15 protein-coding genes, 2 rRNA genes, 1 other RNA gene and 2 pseudogenes are annotated in these 16,806 nt (G+C 67.4%); 2 read left to right on the forward strand and 18 right to left on the reverse strand.

Features of this window, described 5'->3' with window-relative positions; all coding sequences use genetic code 11:
- Positions 1-51: 51 nt before the first annotated feature.
- A pseudogene (locus KG111_RS18585) lies at positions 52-312 on the forward strand (IS1380 family transposase); the annotation flags it as partial.
- Between the two features lie 161 nt (positions 313-473).
- Here KG111_RS18585 and KG111_RS18590 read toward each other — a convergent pair.
- From KG111_RS18590 to ftsE, 7 genes and pseudogenes are all read right to left on the reverse strand, one after another.
- Positions 474-764: pseudogene (locus KG111_RS18590) on the reverse strand (type I restriction-modification system subunit M N-terminal domain-containing protein); the annotation flags it as partial.
- Between the two features lie 147 nt (positions 765-911).
- Positions 912-1,284: a transfer-messenger RNA gene (ssrA, locus tag KG111_RS13470) on the reverse strand.
- 112 nt (positions 1,285-1,396) lie between these two features.
- Entirely contained in the window at positions 1,397-1,879 is a 483-nt protein-coding gene (locus KG111_RS13475; protein ID WP_205292157.1) for a hypothetical protein, read from the reverse strand.
- 31 nt (positions 1,880-1,910) lie between these two features.
- Positions 1,911-2,414, reverse strand: a complete 504-nt coding sequence (smpB, locus tag KG111_RS13480; RefSeq protein WP_283770557.1) for an SsrA-binding protein SmpB — start codon at positions 2,412-2,414, stop codon at positions 1,911-1,913.
- 47 nt (positions 2,415-2,461) lie between these two features.
- Positions 2,462-3,760: a M23 family metallopeptidase gene (locus KG111_RS13485; protein WP_205292158.1), complete on the reverse strand. Its 1,299-nt coding sequence runs from the start codon at positions 3,758-3,760 to the stop codon at positions 2,462-2,464.
- A gap of 54 nt (positions 3,761-3,814) precedes the next feature.
- Entirely contained in the window at positions 3,815-4,765 is a 951-nt protein-coding gene (ftsX, locus tag KG111_RS13490) for a permease-like cell division protein FtsX (protein WP_205292159.1), read from the reverse strand.
- A gap of 18 nt (positions 4,766-4,783) precedes the next feature.
- Positions 4,784-5,473, reverse strand: a complete 690-nt coding sequence (gene ftsE, locus KG111_RS13495; protein WP_205292160.1) for a cell division ATP-binding protein FtsE — start codon at positions 5,471-5,473, stop codon at positions 4,784-4,786.
- A gap of 103 nt (positions 5,474-5,576) precedes the next feature.
- Between ftsE and KG111_RS13500 the strand changes: the two genes are divergently transcribed.
- Positions 5,577-6,227 carry a hypothetical protein gene (locus KG111_RS13500; RefSeq protein WP_205292161.1) on the forward strand — a complete coding sequence of 217 codons (651 nt, stop codon included), beginning with the start codon at positions 5,577-5,579 and terminating at the stop codon, positions 6,225-6,227.
- A gap of 115 nt (positions 6,228-6,342) precedes the next feature.
- Here the strand turns inward: KG111_RS13500 and prfB are convergent, their stop codons facing one another.
- The 11 genes from prfB to KG111_RS13555 all read right to left on the reverse strand — a co-directional run bounded on the left by prfB (position 6,343) and on the right by KG111_RS13555 (position 16,692).
- Complete coding sequence (prfB, locus tag KG111_RS13505; protein ID WP_205292162.1) at positions 6,343-7,458, reverse strand: peptide chain release factor 2; 1,116 nt, start codon at positions 7,456-7,458, stop codon at positions 6,343-6,345.
- 238 nt (positions 7,459-7,696) lie between these two features.
- Positions 7,697-8,137, reverse strand: a complete 441-nt coding sequence (locus KG111_RS13510; RefSeq protein ID WP_205292163.1) for a pilus assembly protein TadG-related protein — start codon at positions 8,135-8,137, stop codon at positions 7,697-7,699.
- Positions 8,134-8,526, reverse strand: coding sequence for a hypothetical protein (locus KG111_RS13515; protein ID WP_249666136.1), 393 nt, complete (start codon positions 8,524-8,526; stop codon positions 8,134-8,136). The genes KG111_RS13510 and KG111_RS13515 overlap by 4 nt, the downstream gene beginning before the upstream one ends.
- Positions 8,527-8,627: 101 nt before the next feature.
- A complete protein-coding gene (locus KG111_RS13520) occupies positions 8,628-9,047 on the reverse strand; it encodes a TadE/TadG family type IV pilus assembly protein (RefSeq protein WP_249666137.1) in 420 nt (139 codons plus the stop codon).
- Positions 9,048-9,056: 9 nt separating this feature from the next.
- Complete coding sequence (locus KG111_RS13525) at positions 9,057-9,272, reverse strand: hypothetical protein (RefSeq protein ID WP_249666138.1); 216 nt, start codon at positions 9,270-9,272, stop codon at positions 9,057-9,059.
- Between the two features lie 51 nt (positions 9,273-9,323).
- Complete coding sequence (locus KG111_RS13530) at positions 9,324-10,250, reverse strand: type II secretion system F family protein (protein ID WP_205292165.1); 927 nt, start codon at positions 10,248-10,250, stop codon at positions 9,324-9,326.
- Positions 10,247-11,101: a type II secretion system F family protein gene (locus KG111_RS13535; RefSeq protein ID WP_205292166.1), complete on the reverse strand. Its 855-nt coding sequence runs from the start codon at positions 11,099-11,101 to the stop codon at positions 10,247-10,249. The genes KG111_RS13530 and KG111_RS13535 overlap by 4 nt, the downstream gene beginning before the upstream one ends.
- 7 nt (positions 11,102-11,108) lie before the next feature.
- Positions 11,109-12,392, reverse strand: coding sequence for a TadA family conjugal transfer-associated ATPase (locus tag KG111_RS13540; RefSeq protein WP_205292167.1), 1,284 nt, complete (start codon positions 12,390-12,392; stop codon positions 11,109-11,111).
- 109 nt (positions 12,393-12,501) lie between these two features.
- Positions 12,502-13,134 carry a GAP family protein gene (locus KG111_RS13545; protein ID WP_240195941.1) on the reverse strand — a complete coding sequence of 211 codons (633 nt, stop codon included), beginning with the start codon at positions 13,132-13,134 and terminating at the stop codon, positions 12,502-12,504.
- A 161-nt stretch (positions 13,135-13,295) separates the two neighbouring features.
- Positions 13,296-13,412 (reverse strand): 5S ribosomal RNA (gene rrf / locus KG111_RS13550).
- A 153-nt stretch (positions 13,413-13,565) separates the two neighbouring features.
- Positions 13,566-16,692, reverse strand: a 23S ribosomal RNA gene (locus KG111_RS13555).
- Between the last annotated feature and the right edge of the window lie 114 nt (positions 16,693-16,806).

Here is a 16,806-nt window from a genome sequence, read left to right on the forward strand (position 1 = left end):
GATGTCGATTGCGACGTCAACAAACCACTGCTCAAGAGGGACACCTCGTAAGTGAAACCTTCCCACACGATCCGGCCTGTGTTCGACGACCCGAATCTGATGTCGGCCGCCGGTGTGGTGCCGGTGCTGCGGTTGGCCGAGTCGGCTGGCTTCTATGACCTGCTCGAGGGTCTGACGGTGCCCTCGCCCAACGCGGCTGCGAAGACCGCTGCGGTGGTCGGCGGGATGCTCGCCGGTGCGGACTCCATCGACGATCTCGACCTGCTCCGCCACGGCGGGATGGCTCGGGTGTTCACCGGTGTCCGCGCGCCACCCAGCCCATCCCCGCCAAGGCCGCCGTCGACGTGCTGCGCGAGCTGCACCACGTGGTCGTGTGGACGGCGTTCCGCTACTCCACCGACCCCGCCGGGGTGCCGACCGGCGCGGGCATCCTTCATGTGGGCCGAGTAGGTGGAGCCGTCGCCGCCGAGCTTGCGCAGGAACGGGAAGACGCCTTCGCCCACGACCTGATGCATGAGCCCCGCCTCGAAGTTCTTGAACTTTGACCACCGCAGGTCGGCCTGCCCCGGCTGGAAGAGCGGGCTCTCGATCGGCCGGCCGGTCCGGTTGGCCTTCTTCTCGGCCAGCGTCTGGAGGTCGTCGAGGCGACGAATGAACAGGAGGTACGTGATCTGCTCGATCACCTCGAGCGGGTTCGCGATACCGCCGGACCAGAACGCGTTCCAGATGGTGTCGATCTTGCTCTTGAGGTCCCCGGTGATCACACCCGAACTCTAAGCGGCGCCTCCGGCGCTCACAGACAGAGCACGAGAGCCGCTCCGACGGGTGTCGGAGCGGCTCTTGTTCAAGAGGGCTGACCCTGGCACTTCGGCCAGGTCGCAATCTGCGAGGGATCTTCTACGAAGATCCCTTCGTGGAGCTGCGGGGAATCGAACCCCGGTCCTCGAGCGCCGGTCCAGGTCTTCTCCGGGTGCAGTCAGTGGGTGTTCGCTTTACTCGGCCCCGGCGCTCTCACTGACACGTCGCCGACAGGCCCAGCCGGGTTTGAGTCCCGTGTCACCCTCCCGGCGAGAGCGACACAGCAAGTCTCCTAGTCGACGCCTGGGTCCGGGACGGAGACGGATGCCCGGTCAGACGCTTCGATCACTGCTCAGGCAGCGAGAGCGAAGGAACTGCGCTTGGAGTCGGCAGTTATTGGTTTCCAGCGATCGTTTACGAGATGACGCTGGCTTCTCGACCCGCTTCCCCTGGAACAAACGTCCCAAGTCGAAACCGATCAGCCCCTCTGGAGTTGTCAACGACCGCTGCGTGAGCGGCCACGGGTCATGCTACCGGGTACAACAACGAGTCAGCACACGGATATTCCCCGCAGCCGGTACGACGTGCGCGAGTCCCTTCAGGGCTGGGCGCCGTGGGCGAGCAGGGCCTGGCGCAGCTCGTCGGCCTGCCGCGCCTCCCGGATGGTCTTGAGCGTGTTCACCATGAACCGGTTGATGTGCTCGCGACTGACCGCGCAGCGCACCGTGCCCTGCGGGCCGGTAATCGTCAGCGTCCGCATCCCCGGCAGCACGACGTCGTAGCGCACCGTCAGCTGGTGGCACGGCACCCACCATGCGGCCTCGGTCTCGGTGTCGCGGCAGTAGCCGAGGTGTCCCTCGCGCAGCTCCAAGGTGCCGGTCTCGGAGCCCAGCGAGCCGCCGATGCTACCGAAGGCGTTGTCGGCGAAGACGGTCACCCGCCAGATCGGGGGGCCCGACAGCGGCCGCGGCGACGGCCGGCTGACGTGCACCACCCCCACGACGAGCGCGACCGCGACGGCGAGCATGCCGAGAGCCACCGCGCCGAACACGACGAACACCATGAGCGTGGTCAGTGCCATCGCGCCTCGTCCCAGGTCGTCGTACGTCGCCTCAGTCGCGCATGCCCTTGAGCCGCCGGCCGAGCTCGACCACCTTCTCGCGGTCGGCCTCCCGGGAGGCGATGGACTGCCGCTTGTCCCAGGACTTCTTGCCCTTGGCCAGCCCGATCTCGATCTTGGCGCGGCCCTTGACGAAGTAGAGCTGCAGCGGGATGACCGTGTGGCCCTTCTCGCTGACCTTGCGCTCGATCTTGTCGATCTCGGCGCGGTTCAACAGCAGCTTGCGCTTGCGGCGGGCGGCGTGGTTGGTCCACGTGCCCTGCGCGTACTCCGGGATGTGCACGTTGTGCAGCCACGCCTCGCCGTTGTCGATGTCGACGAAGCCGTCGACGAGGCTGGCGCGGCCCAGCCGCAGCGACTTCACCTCGGTGCCCTGCAGCACCATGCCGGCCTCGAAGGTGTCCTCGATGTGGTAGTCGTGGTGCGCCTTCTTGTTGGAGGCGACGACCTTGCGCCCGTTGCTGTCCACGTCCTTCGCACCCGACTTCTTCGCCACGCGCCGATTCTCTCAGGTGTGGCAACCGGGTTCTCGCGGGCCTGGGGTCACAGGTACTGCATGGGGTCCGTGGGCTCGCCGTTGCGCAGCACGGTGAAGTGCAGGTGGCAGCCGGTGGACCAGCCGGTGTTGCCGGAGTACCCGACGACCTGACCGCGGCGCACCTTGGCGCCCTGGCCCACCGCGTAGGAGCTGAGGTGGTTGTAGACGAGGGTGATCGTGGCGCCGTTGACCTTGCCGATGGCCAGGTAGAGCCGGTTGCCGTAGACCTCGTCGTAGTAGGTGTTGACGACCGTGCCGGACTCCCCTGCCCACAGCGGGGCACCGCAGCCGGTGCCGAAGTCGGTGCCGTTGTGCAGGCCGTAGTAGCCGTAGATCGGGTGGATCCGGAAGCCGTACGCCGAGGTGATGCGCCCGGGGCCGGGCCGGGCCAGCAGCCCACCGGTGGCGCCGTTGTAGCTGCCGCCCTGCTTGCGGGACAGCGCCAGGATGCGGGACTTGATCCGCGCCTCGCGCTTCTCCAGCTCCCGCAGCGCCCGCTGGTCCGCGGCACGGGCCTGGACCACCGCCTGGCGCGCGGACTTGGTCTTCGTGACCAGCGAGAGCACCTTCGCCTTGGACTCCGCGGCCTGCTGCACCAGCGAGGCGATGGACGCCACGTTGGCGTCGGCCGCCTTCTTGGCCGAGCGGACCTGGTCGCGGGCGTCGGCGACCTTCTTCTTGCGCTCGGCCATCGCCTCCTCGGCCGCCTCGAGCGAGACCAGCGCCTGGTGCTGGCGGCCGGTGAGGAGGTCGTACGCGGTCTGGCCCATGAGCACGTCGTCGATCGTGCCGCTGCTCATGTAGGAGTCGATCAGGTTCATCCGGGCGTCGTCGCCGGTGGCCATCGTGACGATGGCGTCCTTGCTCGCCACCCGCTGCACGGCCACGTCGGCGCGGGCCTTCGCCAGGTCGGTCTTCGCGACGGCCAGGGCGTTCTCCGCCTGGGTCAGCTTGACCGCCAGCGCGGCCGCGGCGGTGCGGGCCTTGGCCAGCCGGGAGTTCACCGTGGTCAACCGGGTCCGCGCCGCGTCGAGCGAGGTGCGCGCGTTGCGCAGCTGGCGGGAGATCTTCGCGACCCGGGCGCTGGCCTCATGGATCTCGTCCCTCTTCGACGAGATCTTGCCCTGGACCTGGTCCTGCCTCTTCTTGAGGTCGTTGCGGTCGTCGGCCTGGGCCAGCGGTACGGCGAGCCCGGCGACGGCCACGACGCCGACCAGGGCCGTGACCAGGAACTGCGGGCGGGCCCATAGAGGCAACCGGTCGAGGGCACGACTCGGCCACAGGGCGCTGGGGAAGAAGCGCACGGTGAAACCTTCTGCGTTCGGGGAAGAGAACTCGTCGACGTTAACTGCCGAGGATCAGACTTTGACGTATTTGCGGGTCAGTAGGAGTGTCGGGATCAACGTCAGCGCCGGGCCGAGGATGAAGATGCCGGGGATGCCCGGCGGGAAGTACCCGATCAGCGACTGCGCGTAGTCGTCCCAGCCGATCCAGGGCAGGAACTCGACCTGCTCGGCGACGCCCTTCTCGATGCCCCAGTACTGGAACGCCGCCAGCGCACCGGTCGCCAGCACCACGCCGATGACCGCGGTCACCAACGCCTCGAGCAGGAAGGGCAGGGTGATGTACAGCGTGGAGGCACCGACCAGGCGCATGATCGCGATCTCGCGGCGCCGCGCCAGCGCGGCCAGCCGGATGGTGTTGGTGACCTGCAGCAGGGCGGCCAGCAGCAGGAAGCCCGCGCCGATCCAGGAGCCGTACTTGAGCACCTTCATGATGCCGAAGATCTGCCCCAGCGCCTTGCGCTGGTCCTTGATCCCCGAGACGCCGTCGAGGCCCTCGAGGGCGCTGATGATGCCGTCCGCCTTCTCCGGCGTCTTCAGCGTCACCCAGTAGCCCTTGGGCCAGTCCTCCACCGTGATCACCGGGTCGGGGCCCGAGATCGCGCTCTCGGGGATCTGACCGGAGTCGACGGCGTTCGCGAAGCCCTCCTCCTTGCTGAGGAAGCGGAAGGACTCGACCTCGTCGTTGTCCTCGATCTCCTTCTCGATCCGCTCCTGCTGCTCGGCGGTGACCTCACCGCTGGCGCAGTTGGGGTTGTTGGAGGGGTCGTCGGTGATGCACAGGTTGACCAGGATCTTGAGCTCGTCGCCGAGCTTCTCGCTGGCCAGGTCGGCCTCACGCTGGATCAGGATGCCCACGCCCGCCAGGGACAGCGAGACGAAGAGCGTGAGGATGACGGCCAGGTGCATCGAGAGGTTGCGACGCAGGCCGGTTCGGAGCTCGGTGAAGACATAGCGCAGCTGCATGATGGGGGTCTCCTCGCCTCAGTGCTGGAAGCCGTAGCTACCGGAGGCCTCGTCGCGGATGACCTTGCCGTGCTCGAGCTCGATCACCCGCTTGGTGAACTGGTCGACGATCGTCTGGTCGTGCGTGGCCATCACGACCGTCGTACCCGTGCTGTTGATCTCGCCGAGCAGGTTCATGATGCCGACGGAGGTCTGCGGGTCCAGGTTGCCGGTGGGCTCGTCGGCGATGAGGATCATCGGCCGGTTCACGAACGCGCGGGCGATCGCCACCCGCTGCTGCTCGCCGCCGGAGAGCTCGTCGGGCAGCCGGTCGGCCTTGTCCTTCAGCCCGACCATCTCCAGGGTCTGCGGCACGACCGTGTTGATCTCCCGTCGCGACTTGCCGATCACCTGCTGGGCGAAGGCGACGTTCTCGGCGACCGTCTTGTTGGGCAGCAGCCGGAAGTCCTGGAAGACGGTGCCGATCTGCCGACGCAACCGGGGCACCTTCCAACCGGCCATCCGGTTGATCTCCTTGCCCGCGACGTAGATCCGGCCCGAGGTGGGACGCAGCTCACGCAGCACGAGGCGGAGCGCGGTGGACTTGCCCGAACCCGAGGTACCGACCAGGTACACGAACTCACCCTTGTCGATGTCCAGGGTGACCCTGTCGAGCGCCGGGGCACCCGGTCCGGGGTAGCGCTTGGTGACCTTTTCGAAGCGAATCACTGACCAGACGCTACGCCACGCACCTGAGGTTGCAGGGACCGCGGCGCCGCGGGTCGCGACCTCGGACCAAGGTCACACTCCGCCGGCGACTAGGGTGTCAGGAGTGTCGACCGCCCTGCGCGCGCTGCTGCTCGCGGCGCTGCTGACCCTGGTGCCGGTGGGCATCGGGGTGGCCGTGTCCGGCCCTGGCGAGCCCGAGTCGCAGGTCCCGCCCTACGCCTCGACCGACCTGGCCGACTTCGACACCACCACGGCGGTGGTACGACGTGCGCCGTTCTGTGAGCGGGTGGCCCGCGCCGCGGTCGAGGAGGCGCTGGGTGAGGGCGCGGAGCTGACGGCGTCGTACGGCAACGGGGAGACCGCGGATGCCGTCCCCGGTGGCGATGTCGCCCACGAGTACGGCTGCACCTTCGCCGCCACCCCGGCGAGCACGCCGGCCGACGGCGTCGCGGGAAGTGCGAGCGCCTGGGTGTTCGTGCCGCCGGTGACCGTCCAGCGCGCCACCGAGCTGGTCGCGGCGAAGCCGGCCGCCGGCTGCACGGTGCTGCCCGACTCCCCCGCCTACGGCACCCCGTCGGTGGCGCAGCTGTGCCAGACGAAGACCGACCGCACGGTGACCCACCGCGGGCTGTTCGGCGACGCGTGGCTGACCTGCCGCCTCACGCTGCCGATGCAGGTCGCCCAGGACGAGCTGATCGAGCGCGCCGGCCGGTGGTGCGTCGCGGTCGCGCAGGCCGCCTCCCCCGACTCGTGAGGTTCCGTCCCCCGACTCGTGAGTTTCCGTCCCCCGACTCGTGAGTTTCCGTCCCCCGACTCGTGAGTTTCCGTGCCCCGAGTCGTGAGGTTCCGCTCAGGCGGGCGGGGACGGCTCAGTCGTCGGCGAAGTCCGCGCCGCGACGCCAGCGGATGCCGGCCTCGAGGAACCCGTCGATGTCGCCGTCGAAGACCGCCTGCGGGTTGCCGACCTCGTAGCCGGTGCGCAGGTCCTTGACGATCTGGTACGGGTTGAGCACGTAGTTGCGCATCTGGTCGCCCCAGCTGGCCGCGACGTCGCCCTTGAGGTCCTTCTTGAGCGCGGCCTCCTCGGCCTTCTTCTTCGCCAGCAGCTTGGCCTTGAGGACGATCATCGCGGCGGCCTTGTTCTGCAGCTGCGACTTCTCGTTCTGGCAGGACACCACGATGCCCGTGGGCAGGTGGGTGAGGCGCACGGCGGAGTCGGTGGTGTTGACCGACTGGCCGCCGGGACCGCCGGAGCGGAAGACGTCGACGCGGAGGTCGTTCTCGTCGACCTCGATCTCGTCGGTCTGCTCCAGCTGGGGAACGACCTCGACCGCGGCGAACGACGTCTGGCGGCGGCCCTGGTTGTCGAAGGGGCTGATCCGGACCAGGCGGTGGGTGCCGGCGTCGACGGACAGCGTGCCGTAGGCGTACGGCGCGTGGATGGCGAACTCGGCCGACTTGATGCCGGCCTCCTCGGCGTAGGAGACGTCGTAGACCTCGACGGGGTACTTGTTGCGCTCCGCCCAGCGGGTGTACATCCGCATCAGGGTCTCGGCGAAGTCGGCGGCGTCGACACCGCCCGCGCCGGCGCGGATGGACACGATGGCCTCGCGCTCGTCGTACTCCCCGGAGAGCAGGGTGCGGACCTCGAGGCCCTCGACTGCCTTCTTGACCCGGACCAGCTCGGCCTCGGCCTCGGCCAGCGTCTCCGCGTCGGCCTCCTCGGCGGCGAGCTCGGCCAGCACGGAGAGGTCGTCGATACGCTGCTGCAGCTCGTGGAACCGGTCGACCTGGCCCTGCAGACCGGAGAGCCGGCCGGTGACCCGGGTGGCGTTGGCCTGGTCGTCCCAGAGGTCGGGGGCGGCGACCTGCTCACCGAGGTCTGCGATCTCGCGCTCCATCTTCGGAACGTCGAGGACCTGCTCGATGGTGTGCATCGTCGCGGTCAGCTGCTTGATCTCGGACTCGAAGTCGGGGCCTGCCACAGTCCCCAAGGCTACGGCCCCGGGGTACGACGACGCGAACCACCGCCGTCCGCACCCCGGGCCACGCCCACCCGGCCAGGCCCCGGCCGCGGGGTTTCCGGTGCCGGCGACGAGGGCGAAGACGCCCCGAGCTCAGGTTCGGACACCAGGGGCTAGAAGCGTTGCGGACGCCCTGGTGCCGGCCGCCGGAGAGTTGCCCCAATATCGGGGGCCGCGGCGCTGCGGTGGGAGTCGCGCGTCAGCGGAGCGGGGTGACGACGGCGGAGCCGACGGAGCGCACACTCGGCGCCGTCGGACCGCCGGGGATCGCGAGCGGCAGGTCGAGGGTGGCGACCAGCTCCACGACCACCCGCTCACCGTCCACGCGCACCGTCGCCCGCAGCCCGGGGTGCTCGGCGGCCGCGCCGGTGCTGCGCAGGTAGGACCGCACCGCGCGGGCGGCCTCGGCGGCGTCGACCTCGAGGTTCCCCTCACCGAGACCATCGCGGTACACCTCGACGCCCTGCGCGCCGGCGTCGGCACCGTGCAGGGCGGCGCCGTCGGCAAGGGCGTCCAGCCGCTGCCGGGCCAGGTACGCCGCGCTCGCGTCGACGACCACCGCCACCACCAGCAGGACGATCGCCGCGCACGCGATGATCAGCGGCGTCGAGCTGCCCCGCTGCGTCCACCGGCGCCTCATCGACTGCTCCGCCCGATCTCCTGGTACCGCCCGATCGGCACCGTGCTGCTCGCGCTCAACCGGAAGGTCGGTGCTCCCCCACCGAGGACGTCGGGCATCAGCGGCAGCGTCACCGCCGAGTCGACCCGGACGGTGATCACCGAGGTGCCGCTGTGACAGCTCCTGGGGTACGGCGTGCAGGTGACCGTGACCGCGACGGGCACCTCCTCCAGGCCCTGGTCCGCCAGGGCACGCCGGGCGACCGCGGTGGCGCGCTCCTGGCCGGCCACGTCGTTGGGCGCCAGCGCGTAGGCGCGGGCGGCAGCCCGGGCGGCTCCGCTGACGCCGAACGAGCCGCGCTGCACCTCGAACACCGACATCACGATCCACAGCAGCGGAAGCAGCAGCACGATCCCGAGCCAGACCACCTCGACCAGCCCGTTCCCCCGCTGACCGAGCCCTCGGTGGCCGCTCCCCCGCTGGTCCGAGCGAGGCCAGTGACGAGCCCGTCTCATGGCGTCTCCTCCACCGCGCGCCCCGTCACCGAGAACGACACCGCCGGACCGCCGAGCCCCAGCGCGGGCACCTCCGCGTGGACGGTGATCTCGACCCCCGGCGCACCGTCGACGAGCACCTGGCGCACGTCGACGTCGTGGGCGTAGCGACCGCCGACCGCGCCAGCGATCTGGGAGCGGGTCCGGGCGAGCCCGTCGCCCGGGCCGCGGTCCGCGGTGGCGGCCAGGCGGGCACCCTCCGAGGCCGCGGCGGCCAACGTCGTACGCACGTGGAGCACGAGCGCCACCTGGATCAGGCCCAGCACCAGTGGGAGCAGCACGAGGGTGACGATGGTGAAGTCGACCATCGCCGTGCCGCGCTGCCCGCCGCGTCGCCTGCGGGCGCGTCGCCGGAGCCGGCCCGAGGGGCGGATCACGTCACCGCGTCACTTCACCGAGTTGAGTGCGGACTGCAGGATCCCGACCATCTGTGGCTGCGCGACGCCCCACAGGGCCACCCCGATGGAGATGGTCATCACGGTGACCAGGACCCAGCCGGGCACGTCGCCGCGTTGGTCGCGTCGGCGCAGTCGGCGCCGCGCGCCGTGCCCGAGCCGGGACTGGTGGATCCGGATCTGGTGGAGCAGGAGGGAGCTGCGCACTGTTCTTCCTTCCGAGAGGCGGGTGGTCTGGGTCGTGTCGTCTGGGTCGGCTCAGTAGGTCAAGGAGAGGCCGATGAATCCGGGAAAGAACGCGAAAACCACTGTCACCGGCAGCACGAGGAAGACCACCGGGACCATCATGAGGATCTCCTTGCGGGAGGCCTGCTCGATCAGGTCTCGGCGTCCGGCTTCGCGGACGTCGGCGGCCTGGGCGTGCAGCACCCCGGCGAGCGGAGTGCCGCGCTCGACGGCGACGGCGATGCCGTGCGCGAACCGGGCGACGACGTTGACGCCCGTGGTCGCGGCGAGCCGGTCGAAGGCGTCGGCGACGGGCTCGCCCGTGCGGATCCCGGCGAGGACGTCGGCCAGGTCCGCGGAGAGCTCCCCGCCGCTGCGTCGTACGACGCGCGCGAGCGCAGCGACCGGGCTCTCCCCTGCCGCGACGGCGAGCGCGAGCAGCTCGGCCACGGTGGGGAACTCCGCCATGATCGCGGCCTCGCGCCGCTTGACCTGGCTGCTCAGCCGGTTCTCGCGCAGCAGCACACCGAGGGCGAACCCTGCCAGGCACAGCAGCACGAGCGGCAGCGGGTTGGTCGGCTGGGTCCAGGTGCGCACCAACCCGTAGCCGGCGGCGATCCCGAAGCCAGCAAGCCCCCACAGCACCTGCTGCACCCGGAAGTCGTGGACCGTCATGTCGAGCCGCGCGCGAACCAGCCGGCGTCGTACCGACGGCGCGCCACCGAGCACCCGGTCGACCGTCTCGGCCGCCCACTGGATCAGCGGTGCCACGACGGCACCCAGTGCGCTCCTCGGCGAGGCGAGGGTGGCGGGGTGGTCGGTGCCGAGCAGGTCGCGCACGTACGGCAGGACTCGGCTCTGCACGGAGACCCGGCGCACGGCGGCGACGCGGGCCGTGACGAGCAGCAGCCCACCGGCCGTGGTGAGCCCGAGCAGGCCGCCCCAGGCCGCCAGGCTCATCGCAGGATCCTCCGCTCCGCCGGCAATCGTCCGAGACGGATCATCAGCCGGTAGGCCACGACGCACAGCCCAGCGCCCAGCACGAGCACCACGGTCCCGGCCGCGGACTGGTACCGCTCGATGACGGTCCGCTGGGTCGACATCACCAGGAGCACGACCCAGGGCGCCGCGACCGCGACCCGGGCGCCGTTCACGGCCCACGCCTGGCGGGCCTCGAGCTCGGAGCGGGTGCGCAGGTCGTCGCGCAGGAAGGCGGAGAGGTTGCGTAGCAGGCGGCCCAGCTCGCCCCCGCCCACCTCGCGGGCGATCCGCAGGCCCTCCACGACGCGGTCACCGACGGGATCGGCCAGGCGGTCCTTGAGCCGGTCCAGGCAGTCGCCGAAGCGTCCAGAGACCTGGTAGTCGAGCGCGAAGGCCGCGAAGGGCGCGCGCAGCGGCTCCGGGCCGCGCACGGCGAGCGCGGCCAGTGCGTCCGGCAGCGACATGCCCGCCCGTACGGCCGAGGCCAGGTCGTCCACGGCCTCGGGCCACACCTCGGCGAGCTCCCGCTGCCGCCGCCGGGCACGCCCGGCGACGACAGCGCGGGGCAGGACACCGGCGAGCACGCCCAGCACCAGCGCGATCGACGGGGTCCGGGTGAGCCCGAGCACCACGATGGCGCCGAGCAGGCCGGCGCAGAGGCACAGGGCATGCAGGGAGGAGGGTGAGACCTCGCGCATGCCCGCCTCCGCGAGCAGGGCGCGGGTGCGGCCGGCAGAGGCCGGGGTTGTACGAGCGCGGCGGGGCCAGCGGAACGCCGACCAGATCAGCAGGCAGCCGAGCCCGAAGCCCAGCCCGACGAGCGCACCCACCGCCCCCTCACCCGGCCTCGTGCAGGAGCCGATGCACGTCGATGCCGACGCGCTCGAACTGCTCGGGACGAGGCGGCTGACCGATGCCCCGGCGCAGAACCCCGTCGCGCCGCTCGAAGACCGTGGCCGTCTCGATCACGTCCGCCTCGATCCGGCCCGGCACGGCGACGATCTCCCTGACCTGCCGCGCGCCGCCGGGGTCGAGCCCGAGGTGGACCACGAGGTCCACGGAGGAGGCCACGGTGGGTACGACGAACCGGGCCGAGATGTTCTCCCCCGCCAGCAACGGCAGCGTGCACGCCTTGACCAGCGCCTCCCGGGCGCTGTTGGCGTGCAGGGTGCACATCCCAGGCAGACCGGCGTTGAGCGCCAGCAGGAGGTCGAGACACTCCTCGGCACGCACCTCCCCCACGATCAGCCTGCTCGGCCGCATCCGCAGCGACTCCTTGACGAGGTCGCGCAGCCGGATCTCGCCGGTGCCCTCGAGCCCTTCCTGCCGCGTCTGCAATGCGACCCAGTCCGGGTGCGGGAACCGGATCTCGTACACCTCCTCGGCGGAGATCACCCGCTCCCCGCCCGGGATCGCTGCGGCGAGGCAATTCAACATCGTCGTCTTGCCCGCCTGCGTGCCGCCGGTGACGAGGATGTTCAGCCCGGCACGGACCGAGGCGTCCAGGAACGCAGCCGCGCCCGGCGTCAGCGTGCCGAGCTCGACGAGGTCGGCCAACCGGGTCGCCCGGACCACGAACTTGCGGATGTTCACCGCGGAGAAGCCGCGGGAGATGCCTTGCAGCACCACGTGCAGGCGATGACCGGCCGGCAGCATGGCGTCCACGAACGGCCGGCTCAGGTCGATGCGCCGCCCGGTGGACTTCAACATCCGCTCCACCAGATCGGTCACCTGCGCCTCGGTCAGCACCAGGTTCGTCAGCTCGTGACGTCCGTGCCGCGCGACGAAGACCCGGTCGGGGCTGTTGATCCAGATCTCCTCCACCGTGGGGTCGTCCAGCAGCGGCTGCAGGGCACCGAAACCCGCAACCCGCGCCACCAGCTCGGCCACCAGAGCGTCGGAGTCTCCGACCGGCGCGACCGCCCCCGTCAGGCTGCGCTCGTCATGGGCGCGCACGAGCCCGACGGCGAGCCGCCGCACAGCCGCTACCTCGCGCTGCGGATCGATGCCCTCACGTCGTACGGCGACGCGAAGCTCTTCGTCCAGCGATGCCACGACGTCGTCGGCGGCCGGAGCGGGCGCGACGGGATAGCGAGGCGCGTCGAGCGATGGCTGGAGCATGGCCATGGCGAATCTCCCGAGCTGAGAAAACTGCAGCTGGCTTCAGCACGGTAAGCCAGCGAACGCGCTCAGGGCGAGGGCGTCGGCGCCCCCTGTGGAGAACTTTTACTCACAGGCCGACAAGGCGTACGACGCCCCTGCCCACCAGGAACAAACCGACCGCGGCCAGCAGCAGCACCGTCGCCTGGCGGCTGCGGGTCTCGATGAGGTGGGTCAGCACCGCCAGCACCCGACGCGTGACAGCCGGAGCGACCTGCGTCATCGCAATCGGGAGCCAGGCCGGCAACGCCGCGAGGACCACGACGATGCCGAGCACCACGAGGCGGCCGATCAAGCCCAGCTGGCTTGTCGCAATCTCCTTCGCGATGGGAACCATCACCGCCAGCGTGGTGAAGTTCGTCGCCATCGAGAACACGCCGAACCCCAGCGCATGCACCGGGCCGAACCCGCGGGGCCGCGACGAGGCGGGATCCTTCGTGCGTGGCCGGCGATAGTGGAGCACCGCCGCGATGAGGACGAGGGCGCACCCGAGGAAGACATCGAGGGAGGCGCTGAGCCTGGGCTGCTCAGGGAGCGCGATCGAGCGACCGAAGAACACCAGCGCCGACAGGATGACCAGCGCCGTCGCACCGACGCCCAGGGCGTAGGAGCCCGCGACCCGGCGGCCGTTGCGGCCCGCGAGCAGGACGGTCTGCTCGGTGAACATCACCGGGCTGACGCCCCCCGCGAGCGCCAGCGGCATCACCAGCGCGAGCAGACTGAGCATAGGTGGGAAGCGTAACCCCGCCGGACCGGGCGCCCCGCCGACGAGCGGACGCGACCTCTTCGCCAAGGGATCTCGATCTTCCCGGAAAACGCATGAAAGGCCAGCACACGAATGTGCTGGCCTTTCATGGAATGTTTGTCCGGCGGCGTCCTACTCTCCCACAGCCTCTCGGCTGCAGTACCATCGGCGCTGGCAGGCTTAACTTCCGGGTTCGGGATGGGACCGGGTGTTTCCCTGCCGCTATGGCCGCCGTAACTCTATAAACCCTCACTCCACCAGCCCACAGGGGTGTGGTGGTGTGGGGTTGAATCGTGGACGCGATGCGTGGTGCGCGGAATGTCATGTGTGTTCGTGTGTTGCCATGACCCGTGTGCACATCGGATTTGTTGGATGTGTTGGGGGTTTGTTGTGGCAAGTCTTCGGCCTATTAGTACCGGTCGGCTGGGCATTGCTGCTGTACACCTCCGGCCTATCAACCCAATAATCTGTTGGGGGCCTTAACCCACAAAGGGGTGGGAAACCTCATCTTGAAACGTGCTTCCCGCTTAGATGCGTTCAGCGGTTATCACTTCCGAACGTAGCCAACCAGCCATGCACCTGGCGGTACAACTGGCACACAGAGGTTCGTCCATCCCGGTCCTCTCGTACTAGGGACAGCCTTTCTCAAGTTTCCTACGCGCGCGGCGGATAGGGACCGAACTGTCTCACGACGTTCTAAACCCAGCTCGCGTGCCGCTTTAATGGGCGAACAGCCCAACCCTTGGGACCTACTCCAGCCCCAGGATGCGACGAGCCGACATCGAGGTGCCAAACCATCCCGTCGATATGGACTCTTGGGGAAGATCAGCCTGTTATCCCCGGGGTACCTTTTATCCGTTGAGCGACAACGCTTCCACTCGCAGTTGCCGGATCACTAGTTCCGACTTTCGTCCCTGCTCGACATGTCTGTCTCACAGTCAAGCTCCCTTGTGCACTTACACTCAACACCTGATTGCCAACCAGGCTGAGGGAACCTTTGAGCGCCTCCGTTACTCTTTAGGAGGCAACCGCCCCAGTTAAACTACCCATCAGGCACTGTCCCTGAACCAGATCATGGCCCTAGGTTAGACATCTAGTACGACCAGAGTGGTATTTCAACGTTGACTCCACCCCACTGGCGTGAAGGTTTCACAGTCTCCCACCTATCCTACACAAGCCGAACCAAACACCAATGCCAAACTATAGTAAAGGTCCCGGGGTCTTTCCGTCCTGCCGCGCGTAACGAGCATCTTTACTCGTAGTGCAATTTCGCCGAGTCCATGGTTGAGACAGCGCCCAAGTCGTTACTCCATTCGTGCAGGTCGGAACTTACCCGACAAGGAATTTCGCTACCTTAGGATGGTTATAGTTACCACCGCCGTTTACTGGGGCTTAAATTCTGAGCTTCGACTTGCGTCTAAACCCTCCTCTTAACCTTCCAGCACCGGGCAGGAGTCAGTCCGTATACATCGTCTTACAACTTCGCACGGACCTGTGTTTTTAGTAAACAGTCGCTTGGGCCTGGTCTCTGCGGCCCTTCACGCTCACCCAGCAAGTGGGGTCACGATCCGGGCCCCCCTTCTCCCGAAGTTACGGGGGCATTTTGCCGAGTTCCTTAACCATGGTTGTCTCGATCGCCTTGGTATTCTCTACCTGATCACCTGAGTCGGTTTGGGGTACGGGCGGCTCATGGCTCGCTAGAGGTTTTTCTAGGCAGCATAGGATCACCCACTTCCCCCCTACGGGGTCGGCATCACATCTCAGACTCACCCACCAAAGGGCTGCAACCCGGATTTGCCTAGGTCACGTCCTACATGCTTACCCGCCGTCTACCATCGCGGCGGTTGGGCTACCTTCCTGCGTCACCCCATCGCTTGACTACTACCGGATCGGGTCCCACGCTCCGCCCAGCCCTCTCACCCCGAAGGGATCAATAAGCTGGGTTTCGGGTGGTTAGCATCACCGGGCTCGTCATGGGCGCCATTTTGCCGGTACGGGAATATCAACCCGTTGTCCATCGACTACGCCTGTCGGCCTCGCCTTAGGTCCCGACTTACCCAGGGCAGATTAGCTTGACCCTGGAACCCTTGATCAATCGGCGCACGGGTTTCTCGCCCGTGATTCGCTACTCATGCCTGCATTCTCACTCGTGTCACGTCCACCCCTGGATCACTCCGGAGCTTCACCCGTGACACGACGCTCCCCTACCCAGCCACACCCCTGAACCACCATCAAGTGGGGCTTGGGTTACATGTGGCTGCCATGGCTTCGGCGGGCGGCTTGAGCCCCGCTACATTGTCGGCGCGGAATCACTTGACCAGTGAGCTATTACGCACTCTTTCAAGGGTGGCTGCTTCCAAGCCAACCTCCTGGTTGTCACTGCGACTCCAATCCTTTTCCACTTAGCCGCCTCTTAGGGCCTTAGCCGATGTCTGGGCTGTTTCCCTCTCGACTACGAACCTTATCGCCCGCAGTCTCACTGCCACGCTCACACTTACCGGCATTCGGAGTTTGGCTAACGTCAGTAACCTGGTCGGGCCCATCGGCTATCCAGTGCTCTACCTCCGGCAAGAAACACGCAACGCTGCACCTAAATGCATTTCGGGAGAACCAGCTATCACGGAGTTTGATTGGCCTTTCACCCCTACCCACAGGTCATCCCCTCCATTTTCAACTGAAGTGGGTTCGGTCCTCCACGCCGTCTTACCGGCGCTTCAACCTGCCCATGGGTAGATCACTCCGCTTCGGGTCTAGAACACGCGACTCAAACGCCCTATTCAGACTCGCTTTCGCTACGGCTACCCCACACGGGTTAACCTTGCCACGTGCCGCTAACTCGCAGGCTCATTCTTCAAAAGGCACGCCATCACCCCAACACCACAAGTGGCAGCCGGGCTCTGACGGATTGTAGGCACATGGTTTCAGGTACTATTTCACTCCCGCCAGGGGTACTTTTCACCTTTCCTCACGGTACTTGTCCGCTATCGGTCATCGAGGAGTATTTAGGCTTAACGGGTGGTCCGCCAGATTCACACACCATTCCAGGAGTGGCGTGTTACTTGGGAGATACCGAACACAGCCAGCCTCTATCGTCTACGGGGCTATCACCGCTCCGGCACCGCTTTCCAACGGACTTCGACCTCAAGACTGGTTTCTGACTGTGCGCACCACCGGCAGATGGCACAACGACATTCCCACGACCCCCACCTGCAACCCTGCCGGGTATCACACAAGTGAGGTTTAGCCTCATCCGATTTTCGCTCGCCACTACTCTCGGAATCACGGTTGTTTTCTCTTCCTGTGGGTACTGAGATGTTTCACTTCCCCACGTTCCCTCCACACACCCTATTTTATTCAGATGCGGGTAACTGGACATGACTCCAGCTGGGTTTCCCCATTCGGACATCCCCGGATCAACGCTCGGTTGCCAACTCCCCAGGGCATTTCGCAGGCTCCCACGTCCTTCATCGGCTCTCGATGCCAAGGCATCCACCATGTGCCCTTAACAACTTGCCCACAACAAACCACCAACACACACAACAAACAAACACGTCATGCACGAGATGGCCATATGGTTTCTCAAATCAGTTAAGAAACACCTTAACAATCACGAAACAACACAAACATTCA

The sequence above is a fragment of the Nocardioides faecalis genome (assembly GCF_018388425.1).
Lineage (GTDB): Bacteria > Actinomycetota > Actinomycetes > Propionibacteriales > Nocardioidaceae > Nocardioides > Nocardioides faecalis.

Coding starts and splice junctions, on each gene's coding strand:
- ftsX (WP_205292159.1), bottom strand. CDS start 4,765: ATGCAGCTGCGCTATGTCTTCACCGAGCTCCGAACCGGCCTGCGTCGC.
- KG111_RS13530 (WP_205292165.1), bottom strand. CDS start 10,250: ATGAGCCTGGCGGCCTGGGGCGGCCTGCTCGGGCTCACCACGGCCGGT.
- KG111_RS13510 (WP_205292163.1), bottom strand. CDS start 8,137: ATGAGGCGCCGGTGGACGCAGCGGGGCAGCTCGACGCCGCTGATCATC.
- KG111_RS13545 (WP_240195941.1), bottom strand. CDS start 13,134: ATGCCGCTGGCGCTCGCGGGGGGCGTCAGCCCGGTGATGTTCACCGAG.
- KG111_RS13475 (WP_205292157.1), bottom strand. CDS start 1,879: ATGGCACTGACCACGCTCATGGTGTTCGTCGTGTTCGGCGCGGTGGCT.
- KG111_RS13540 (WP_205292167.1), bottom strand. CDS start 12,392: ATGCTCCAGCCATCGCTCGACGCGCCTCGCTATCCCGTCGCGCCCGCT.